The organism is Eubacterium sp. AF15-50, assembly GCF_934835595.1.
Lineage (GTDB): Bacteria > Bacillota > Clostridia > Lachnospirales > Lachnospiraceae > Eubacterium_G > Eubacterium_G segne.
Genome location: NZ_CAKVZL010000080.1, coordinates 1 through 9,512, shown reverse-complemented (window position 1 = coordinate 9,512; position 9,512 = coordinate 1). Strand labels below are relative to the sequence as shown.

Below are 9,512 nucleotides of genomic sequence, written 5' to 3'. Positions count from 1 at the left end.
GCGTAAACACATTATTCAGATTATCCTGATAGTTCATCAATACAAATGGATGGCATCCGTAAGCTCCCCAGGAATATGCCCCGCTTCTTTTTCCTTCATTTTCGTAAACGTCAATCCATCTGTTGTTAAAGCCTTCTTTTAACTTGGAAAGATAATCCTCACCCATAGGTTTTAGTGCTTCTAAAACCATTTTCTTTGCTTTTTCAAAAGGTATTTTATCCTTAGGTGCCTTAGCAATTGGAGCGTAAACATCATACATATGTAGTTCATCCACTCCAAGAATCTTCTTTCTTAATTTAACGTATCTGTGCATCAATCCCATGTTTTCGTGCACAACATCTATTAAATTATCATAAACTGACACCGGGATATTACTTCCATCAAGGTGCATTGCAAGGGATGAGGGATAATTTCTCACATCTGCATAAAAGCATGCCTGTTCAACATTTGCATTAAAGGTTGCCGCAATTGTATTTTTCATTTTGCCATAGGTATCATATAAAGCCTTAAAGGCATTTTTTCTAAGTTCTCTGTCCTCTCCCGCAAGAATTGGGACATAATTGCCATGGGTTATTTTGATTTCCTTATTGTCACTTCCCTTTACCACCGGGAAATCAATATCGGCACCATTGTACATTGAATAAATGTTGTCAGCTGCTGCCGCCATTTTTCTGCTTTTTGCCAAAATTTCTTCTGTCTTCTTATCAAGAGTATGAGCTTTTCCTCTCAATATTTCTCCCACATATCTCCGGTAATCGGCCAGCCTGTCATCCTGCATCCATGAAAGTAATGTATCTTCCTCCATTTCCAAAATTTCCGGTTCAAAAAAAGCTGATGCACTTCCTATGTCTACTGCCAGTTTCTGTGCCTTTCCTGAATATGCCTGATACTTTGCCTCTGCCATATCCTGATGGTACTTTTGGTTTGAATATACATAAAGTCTTTCCACTAACAAATTTATCTCATCATTGAAATTAAAATATTCAATTAATTTTTCTTTATCCTTTGAAACTTCACCTGAAAAATCACTATAATGAGGAATCATCTTTGTTGCCTTTTCAAAGTCCTTTTCCCATGCCTCATCACTTATAAACATATCCTCCATTTTCCAGGTATCCTGAATTTTCTGTTCACTTCTCTTCATTTGGTTTCCTCCTCACCTATTTTATTTAATACCCTATCCTACAATAATCCCAGGCTTTTTAATACAAATATAATAGCTGTCAGGGTGAATGCAGAACATAGGGTTGTCAACACTACAACACTGCTTGTAAGAGTTCCTTCTGATTTCATGCTTTTTGCCATTATGTAACAACTTGGAGTAGTAGGGGATGTCAGCATAATAACCAGTGCCATCAGCTTCTCATCCCTGTATCCTAACCACACAGCTATTGGCAAAAATACCATTGCCCAGCCTATAAGTTTAAAAAACGTAGCAACAATGACAGGCTTTGCCTTTTTTATTGCCTTTCCAAATTCAAAACTGCCACCAATTGCCAAAAGTGCCAACGGAGTGGCTATTCTTGCAAAATTTCCTATGGTATTATCTATTATTTTAGGGAACTGCACCTTTGTTGCAGATAAAATAACCCCGGCAAAAATACTTAAAATAATAGGATTTGTTACTATTCCCTTTAAGGTAGTTAGTAAGGTTTTATCCTGACTTGCGCCTTTCTGCGGACATTCCACTGTTAAAACCAGAACTGCATAAACATTATAAAGTGGTACCGCCCCTAAAATCATCAGAGGCACCATTCCTGTGTCCCCATATATATTAAACACAAATGCGGCTCCTAACACTGCCGCACTACTTCGATATGAAGCCTGAACAAACTCACCAACAATTGTTTTATCCTTTACCAGCAATTTAGCTCCAACCCATGTGGCGAAGAAACATATTGACGTTACCACTGCACAATATACAACATACATTCCGTCAAATTTCTGCAGAAAATCATTGTTCATCATGTCCTGTATAAGTAAAGCCGGCAGGGTAATTGTAAAGTTAATTTTATTTGATGCCTTTATAAATCCTTCATTTATCCAGCCTATTTTTTTAAGTAAATATCCCACAACAATTACCAGAAAAACCGGAACTGTTGCATTTAAACTATAAATCAAGCTATTCATTTTCAATAACCTCTTTTTGCAAATTAGGATTTAATTCTCTCTGCTTTAACATTTCTATCTCAAATTTGTAGGGTGCATAGGATTTTTTATCGTTATCCGGATCCTTAATATATGGGGTCTCTAGAATTTTTGGAATATTTTCAAATTCCTTCATATAGACAATTTCCTTAAGAGTTTCAAATCCTATGTTTCCAAAGCCTATGTTTTCGTGTCTGTCTTTTGCTGCACCACAGGGATTTTTGCTGTCATTAATATGAAAAACCGCAATCTGGTCAGTTCCTATTACTTTGTCGAATTTCTCAAATGTTCCACTTAAATCATTTACCAAATCATATCCACTATCGTTTACATGGCATGTGTCAAAGCAGACACGGAGCTTATCGTTATATTTTACGCCATCATAAATTCTTGCAATTTCCTCAAAGTTTCTGCCTATCTCGCTTCCTTTTCCTGCCATGGTTTCTAATGCTATATATGCCTTTGTGTCTCTGCTAAGTACATTGTTTATGCCGTTTATTATCTGCTTAATTCCTGCGTCAACACCTGCTCCAACGTGGGAGCCGGGATGTAAAACCATAACCTTACTTCCCATTTTTTCCGTTCTGTCTAATTCCGTAGCCAAAAACTTTTCTGCAATTTCATAGGTTTCAGGCTTAATGGTATTGCCTAAATTAATAATATATGGTGCATGAATTATAATATCTTCAATGCCGTTTTTTTGCATATATTCCCATGCTTCTTTTATCTTTAATTCACTTACATCTTTTCTTTTGGTATTTTGAGGTGCACCGGTATATGCCATAAAAACATTTGCTCCATAGGATTTTGCCTCCTTCGCCGAGCCAAGAAGCATATCCTTGCCACTCATCTTAACATGTGAACCTATTTTCAACATAACACTCTCCATAAAACCTTTATTTTGTAATTTTTATCCAATGGTATTTATCTAATAATATTAACCTTTTGCTTTCCCACTATACCACATATACTGTATTTTTTCTATTGCATTTGGTATAATCAAACCAATTTAAATGACACCGTTTAAACATATTTTTATTTAACCTTCGTCGTTTTTTCGGGAAAGGGGTTCTGTTATGACATTTATATTTGACATGAAAAAAAGTTATGCTATTTCAAAGGATTTAAGGGAAATTTGCACCAATATTTATGAAATCTGCAAAAACGAAAATCAATATATTCCCCAACTGTTTTTCGGAGAAAATGAGGCGTTATCTGTTTCATGTGATGATTCCGAGTCGGTTTTATGTAATGGTTCAACCCCGGGTAGCTCTTCACCTGTTTCATATGATGATTCAAACCGGGTTAATCCGTTACCTGTTTTGTACTATGGCGTACATAAGGGAAAAACAGTAGGATTTTTAAGTGCTGACTTCTATAATAATGAAATTGTTGATATTTGTGGATATGTTCTTCCAAAGTACAGAAAACTAAATTTAATGTCATCTCTTTTAGACTCATTTTTAACTGATTATAATGACTTTTATATTTCAGCAATGTTAAACTCCAAGAATTCTACCGGTTGTGCTGTTTTGTCTCATTTAGGCTTTGAAAAAACTGCCACTGAATATATGATGAAGTTTTCATTATCTAGTGCCTGTTACAAAACACTTCCTAAATATGTGAAGATAGTTGACGGGAATTTAGAAAGTACCACTCAAAGTGTTAAATTTGAAATGGTCTCACAGGGTGCAACTGTTGGCAGCTGCCTTATTGAATTGTTTAATGACAGGACTGTATGTATTCATGATGTTCTGGTTTTTGATAAATACCGTGGTATGGGGTACGGCTTTAAAATGCTTGATGCTGTAATTTCTTATTTGTCCAAAGACCACACATATGTTTTGCTTCATGTAAGTGGTGACAACAAACCTGCCATTTCACTGTATAAGAAACTGGGGTTTGTGGTAGTTGACAGCGCTGAAATATATGAAATGTAGTTTTTAGGCTATGTTTTAATAGTTGATAATAGTTGATATTTGTTTTTCCTATTTTTCAAGGTACCAGCCCCCAAATATTCTAATATAACAAATGACCGCCGCATCTTAGCGACAGCCATTTATTCAGTGCTACCACATATCTATGGCAACCATTATTCAGCACAACACTACCACACATTACTGTGCATAGTCTACTTTTTCAAATAATCCCTTGTGATCCCAAGGCCAATACTTAAATACTGCTTTTGCAATTACATTCTCACGCTTTAAGTACGTATTGTTCCAGAATCTTGCATCACTGGAGTTATTTCTGTTATCACCAAGCATGAAATAACATCCCTCCGGAACCTGATATGTCAACTCTTCATCTGAACCATTTACATATACCCATTCTTCTGGAAGGTACGGTTCATCTAATGGTTTATCTGAATCGTTGATATAAATTTTTGCATCCTTAATAGTTACTTTCTCTCCCGGAAGTCCAATTACTCTCTTTACGTAGTACTTCTCATCCTTAGGACTGTTTTCATCATAATCAGGATTGATAAAAATAACAATGTCTCCTCTCTTAGGATCTGAGAGCCAATATGATGTTCTAAGTCCAATCATGCGGTCCCCTTTCATTATTGTATTCATCATAGAACCTGTAGGAACATTGGCATTCATAATAATAAAATTGTTTATAACAAAGGCAATAACCACTGCCACAACAATTATTCTAATCCAGCTGAAAATCTCCTTCTTTACATTAATAGGTTCACTTTCCTGTTTTTTTCGAGGCTTTCCGTTCTCCTTAACTGAATCATCTGCCGGGTTAACAATCACGTCGTCCATCAGATTTTCATCTTCTACCTCTTCTGATTGGTAATTTCTGTTATCTTCCATTCCGTCACATTTCCTTTCGTCTTCCAATTTTTTGACTTTTTTAGTATATAATCAATGGAATATATATGCAATAAATGTTCTGTTACAATTCTATTAACAAATTCTCTATTTTGTTAAAATTAATACTATTTTATGAAATTTGTTCTAATTTGGGCTTCCGGTTCCGGATGTACTATTCCCTTTTCCTTTCCTGCCTCAATGCATTTTAAAATCCATGCCATATTTCTTGCAATATTTCTTACAATCTGAAGTCCCTCTTCATCCCTTTTAACATCTTCCGGGGTGCTGCCATGAACCATAGGCCAGTAATTTCCATTAATTAGTGGCATATGGAAAAATTCAGGTATTTTGGCAATTTCATCTAATGCACTGGTTGTGCCGGCACGTCTTGCACTTACCACCATTGCAGCAGGTTTATATTTAAGATACTTTCCCGCACTCCATGATAATCTGTGAAGAAATCCCATCATGTTTCCACTAATAGAGGCATAATGTACCGGACTACCAAATACCACTGCGTCTGCCTGTTCAAGCTTTTTAGCTGCCTCAACTACCATTCCTCCATACACGCATTCTCCTGTAGTGCCACATCCGCCACAGCCCATACATCCTCCCTGTGGTTTGCCTCCTACATGCATAATCTCTGTTTCAATTCCTTCTTCCTGTAAAACCTTTGCCATCTCACAAAGTGCCGTATATGTACATCCATTAGCTTTTGGACTTCCATTAAACATTAATACTTTCATTTAAATCTAACCTCCGGTTATTTTGAATAGACATAAATATGAGTTCTTTTCCCTTATTATTTTATTGTATTTATACAACTAAATCATTATAACATATATTTTTAAATATACAAAGGAACTGCCCACTTATTAATGTTATTATTTTTATTCTAAAAAAGGACATACCACATATGTGACATGCCCTTTTTATTAATATTATTTATTATGCAACGATTTTGCATAATAAATATCTGCTGCCTTAACCTTAGCTCTACCCGGTGCCATATCAAAGCATCCGGGCATTGTAAGGCATATAACCATTACCATAAGAAAGGATATTATTTTCTTCTTCATCAATAACTATCCTCCAGAATATTTAAATTAAAATTCATCAGGAGCAACAACGGAGCTGTTCCAATTGTAATCAATCTCCTTACATGCCGGTGTAACAACAGACAAAATATTATTAAATAAGTAATTGTGTGCACTTAAAGTATTCATCATTAAATTCTTATACAAATAATCTGCTGTATCATATATTGATGTGCTCTGTACCTTGCTATAGATAATTGAGCCATCTTTTAATTTCGCATAAGCACGAACTGACATCTTCTCGCTTAAAAAGGCAACCTGCTGCTTATCAAACTGTAATGTCATAGTATAACTTTCATAGTCTTTATCTCCGTTAATAGACATATCCATACATCCCTTTTCAGTTGCTGCATAATCAAACACCTTGTTACTGCTGCTTCCTACAACCATGTCACTTTCTGAAACATAACTTGAAAGTCCATATACTAAACCTAAGCTTTCAACTTCTGCATTAGGATCACTTACTGAATAAACTGTTCTAAATCCACCAAGAGTTGTACTAATCTGATATCCATCTACTCTGATATCCGCTGACTTAGCCGGTTTATCTGTAAATGTCATAGTCTTTGAGAATATATTGTTGCTTGTGTCTGACTCATCAACATCTCTTGTATCATTTACATGAGCAGAAACTGTATGTGTACCTGAAACAACCGTCCATGATTTCTTGGTATTTGGTCCTCCATTCATGGAAACAGTAACCTCTTCTCCCGGTTTCAACGGTCCGAAGAATGTATCACACCAGTTAACGACCTGTCCATCTACGGAAAGTGCAACACCATGCTTTGTATTTGATGCACTAGTTGCTGTACCCTGATTTTTAATTGTAACAGTAAATACTGCTTCTTCTCCTGTATAGTAATTCTTCTCTGTATCAATATCAGTAACAACCAAATCACACTTACCATACTCAGGTGCCTGAGTTGGTGCTTCAGTAGGTTTCTCTGTAGGCTTCTGTGTCGGTGCCTCAGTTGTTTCCTGTGGTGCGTTTTGGTCAGGTAATGAAATAGACATTCCGGTAATGTTTACACCACCCATGCCACATATAAGCTTAACTGTATTATTAGTTCCCGGATTTAAGTCAATGAAACATGTAGCCACGCCTGAATAATCACCCCATCCGGTAGTCTTGTTAAATTTCAGGAAATAGCCGTCACCTGCCTTGTCACCTGAACTTTTTACCAATGCAGTAGCTCCATCCGGTGTTCCATAGTATACGGTAAGCATAGCCTGACCGCCTTTTCCTCCGTTTACATTATTCCACTCAACATATGAGCCTTCATAATGAAGGTTTTCAATGGCATCCCCGCCTCTTGTGGCTCCACCACCAATTTGTGCATTTGCAATACTATAATCTGTCTTCTCTGTAAATTTAGCAGGATCCGGACTGCTGTTGCTTCCCGCTACATCTGCCGGATTAACATAATCTACGTTAGCAACACCTTCTTTTGTCTGTTTTACAGTCTGAATAGAACCGTCACTGTTGAACTTAACCTCATCAATACATACTGAACGCAACGTTCCATTTCCTGAGATTTCACAATTGTGATAGAAAAGATACCAATGTCCCTTGTATTCTGTTATAGAACCATGAGTTGTATCACAACCTGTTCCTTCAAGAACAATTCCACCCTCTTTCCATGGTCCGTATGGTGAATTAGCAGTAGAATATCTCATAAGATTCTGACCTGCTGTATTGTCTGCATATCAGACTGCATTTTTGCCACGTAACATGCTGCTCCACCACCTGTGTAGAGATAGTATGAACCATCATCATCTTTAAATATACATGGATCAATACCTGTAACATAAGGTGAACCGTCTTTTTTCTTTACATAACCATCATCAGCACACTTAAATCCGCTTGCAGGACTATTACTCTTTGCAATACCAATTCTCCATGTATTATTCCACGCATCCCCTGAACCTGTTGGATGCGGGAAATAAAAATAATATGTTCCGTTTTCATAAGCTGCATCCGGGGCCCACATAAATCCACCTTCTTCACGTCCCCATGATACATCATCTGATGAAAGAATTTCTCCCTCATCTCTCCATGTAACCATGTTGTCTGAAGAAAATACATGATACTTGTCCATTAAGTCACATCCTCTTGATGGGAAAATATCATGAGATGCATAAATGTAAATTCTTCCATCTTTCTCCCACACATGGGCAGACGGATCTGCTGTAAACATGCTGGTAATAATAGGATTACCTGCATAGTAAGTTTTTTCATCAGCGTTTACTTCGGTTTTCTGTGCGACATTAAATCCCCCCATCATGGTAATAACCATTACCATAACCAATAAAGCCGCTAACCCTTTCCTTCCTTTTTTCATCATTTACTCATTGGCGTTCCTGCCAACTCCTCCTCTCTATATAATTATTTTATATGGTGTACAACACCCACCTGCATATATGCAGGATTTTTTCTCTCTAATATAACGCAACCTTACCAGCCAATTATATATTAATACAATGAGTTTTTCTATAAAAAAATTATACAAATAGACGGATTTTTTCTATTAATCTTTACTTTTTAGTGAATTTTGACTAAATATTTTTTATTTTATATTTATTTCTTCATTTCATTTTTTCTGTTCTTCTTTTTCAGAAATTGATAATTTTTCATATAGCTGATCTGTTTTAGATGCTACTCTTAAGCAGCAATACAATACAAAATTAATTAACACCACTATAATTATTCCTATAACAATTAATACTACTTTCATTTTTATCCTTTTTATTTTAGTATTACCGGATATAGAAATTTTTATTTATTTTTAAGGGCGCACCTTCTTACTACTCTTATACATCCTATTATTAGGTCGTTGTACCTTAAAAGCCGGACAGTCCTTGACCATCCGGCTTCTTATTAGGCTGTCTGCCTCTCGGCTAGCTGCCTCTTTAATTCCTCTATTTCTTTTTCATATCTTTTACGTTCTTTTTCTATTTGGTTCTGCTTTTCATCCAGCTTCTCCTGCATTATCTTACGTTCAGTTTCTCTTCCTCTCGCTTCTCCTAATGCTTCCCCACTCATTCTTGCGTCCTTCATCATGTCATCAATCGCCTTACACATATCCTGCTTTTCCTCCTTCTCTTCAATCTTTATGTTAATGTTTGCACATTCCCTTATTACCACCATGGCATCCCTTTCCATGTTTGAGTATATGTTATGTTTTTCATTTAAAAGACTGTTCATCTTTTCCTTATCCCCTGATGCCTTCATAAATTCTATTATGTATCTAAAATCCGACATAAACTTCTCTGAATTGTTAATCTCATGGGGATCTATGAGATTAATCCTGTAGTCCGGAATTAATTTTAATATTTCATTACCTTTGTGTTACACCTTAAAAGCCGGATTCCCCTTTGACCATCCGACTTCTTATTACGCTGTCTGCCTCTCGGCAAGCTGCTTCTTTAATTCCTCTATTTC

11 protein-coding genes are annotated in these 9,512 nt (G+C 36.2%); 1 reads left to right on the top strand and 10 read right to left on the bottom strand.

The features are described 5' to 3' along the window. The 3 genes from Q5O73_RS08650 to Q5O73_RS08640 form a co-directional block, all read right to left on the bottom strand. The coding region (locus Q5O73_RS08650) for a M3 family oligoendopeptidase (RefSeq protein WP_302669481.1) at positions 1–1,144 on the bottom strand (1,144 nt) is incomplete at its 3' end. A gap of 38 nt (positions 1,145–1,182) precedes the next feature. Next, positions 1,183–2,130 carry an AEC family transporter gene (locus tag Q5O73_RS08645; protein ID WP_021952946.1) on the bottom strand — a complete coding sequence of 316 codons (948 nt, stop codon included), beginning with the start codon at positions 2,128–2,130 and terminating at the stop codon, positions 1,183–1,185. Next, a complete protein-coding gene (locus Q5O73_RS08640) occupies positions 2,123–3,025 on the bottom strand; it encodes a deoxyribonuclease IV (protein ID WP_021952947.1) in 903 nt (300 codons plus the stop codon). Before Q5O73_RS08640 ends, Q5O73_RS08645 begins: the two co-directional genes overlap by 8 nt. Before the next feature lie 199 nt (positions 3,026–3,224). Between Q5O73_RS08640 and Q5O73_RS08635 the strand changes: the two genes are divergently transcribed. Beyond that, positions 3,225–4,088: an N-acetyltransferase gene (locus Q5O73_RS08635; RefSeq protein ID WP_302669480.1), complete on the top strand. Its 864-nt coding sequence runs from the start codon at positions 3,225–3,227 to the stop codon at positions 4,086–4,088. A 177-nt stretch (positions 4,089–4,265) separates the two neighbouring features. On the opposite strand, the gene lepB is transcribed toward Q5O73_RS08635, so the two are convergent. The 7 genes from lepB to Q5O73_RS08600 all read right to left on the bottom strand — a co-directional run bounded on the left by lepB (position 4,266) and on the right by Q5O73_RS08600 (position 9,332). Beyond that, positions 4,266–4,922, bottom strand: coding sequence for a signal peptidase I (lepB, locus tag Q5O73_RS08630; protein ID WP_118589640.1), 657 nt, complete (start codon positions 4,920–4,922; stop codon positions 4,266–4,268). 176 nt (positions 4,923–5,098) lie between these two features. After that, positions 5,099–5,719, bottom strand: coding sequence for a flavodoxin family protein (locus Q5O73_RS08625; protein WP_302669479.1), 621 nt, complete (start codon positions 5,717–5,719; stop codon positions 5,099–5,101). A 195-nt stretch (positions 5,720–5,914) separates the two neighbouring features. Continuing rightward, positions 5,915–6,052 (bottom strand): hypothetical protein, encoded by a 138-nt coding sequence (locus tag Q5O73_RS08620; protein WP_302629126.1) that lies wholly within the window; start codon positions 6,050–6,052, stop codon positions 5,915–5,917. A gap of 27 nt (positions 6,053–6,079) precedes the next feature. Beyond that, complete coding sequence (locus Q5O73_RS08615; protein ID WP_302669478.1) at positions 6,080–7,747, bottom strand: CARDB domain-containing protein; 1,668 nt, start codon at positions 7,745–7,747, stop codon at positions 6,080–6,082. Then, entirely contained in the window at positions 7,744–8,415 is a 672-nt protein-coding gene (locus Q5O73_RS08610; RefSeq protein ID WP_302669477.1) for a family 43 glycosylhydrolase, read from the bottom strand. The genes Q5O73_RS08615 and Q5O73_RS08610 overlap by 4 nt, the downstream gene beginning before the upstream one ends. 246 nt (positions 8,416–8,661) lie before the next feature. Then, complete coding sequence (locus Q5O73_RS08605; RefSeq protein WP_021952953.1) at positions 8,662–8,805, bottom strand: hypothetical protein; 144 nt, start codon at positions 8,803–8,805, stop codon at positions 8,662–8,664. Between the two features lie 143 nt (positions 8,806–8,948). Further along, positions 8,949–9,332, bottom strand: coding sequence for a hypothetical protein (locus Q5O73_RS08600; RefSeq protein WP_302669476.1), 384 nt, complete (start codon positions 9,330–9,332; stop codon positions 8,949–8,951). Between the last annotated feature and the right edge of the window lie 180 nt (positions 9,333–9,512).

Coding starts and splice junctions, on each gene's coding strand:
- Q5O73_RS08610 (WP_302669477.1), bottom strand. CDS start 8,415: ATGATGAAAAAAGGAAGGAAAGGGTTAGCGGCTTTATTGGTTATGGTA.
- Q5O73_RS08620 (WP_302629126.1), bottom strand. CDS start 6,052: ATGAAGAAGAAAATAATATCCTTTCTTATGGTAATGGTTATATGCCTT.
- Q5O73_RS08600 (WP_302669476.1), bottom strand. CDS start 9,332: ATGTCGGATTTTAGATACATAATAGAATTTATGAAGGCATCAGGGGAT.
- lepB (WP_118589640.1), bottom strand. CDS start 4,922: ATGGACGACGTGATTGTTAACCCGGCAGATGATTCAGTTAAGGAGAAC.
- Q5O73_RS08615 (WP_302669478.1), bottom strand. CDS start 7,747: ATGAGATATTCTACTGCTAATTCACCATACGGACCATGGAAAGAGGGT.
- Q5O73_RS08640 (WP_021952947.1), bottom strand. CDS start 3,025: ATGTTGAAAATAGGTTCACATGTTAAGATGAGTGGCAAGGATATGCTT.
- Q5O73_RS08645 (WP_021952946.1), bottom strand. CDS start 2,130: ATGAATAGCTTGATTTATAGTTTAAATGCAACAGTTCCGGTTTTTCTG.
- Q5O73_RS08605 (WP_021952953.1), bottom strand. CDS start 8,805: ATGAAAGTAGTATTAATTGTTATAGGAATAATTATAGTGGTGTTAATT.
- Q5O73_RS08625 (WP_302669479.1), bottom strand. CDS start 5,719: ATGAAAGTATTAATGTTTAATGGAAGTCCAAAAGCTAATGGATGTACA.
- Q5O73_RS08635 (WP_302669480.1), top strand. CDS start 3,225: ATGACATTTATATTTGACATGAAAAAAAGTTATGCTATTTCAAAGGAT.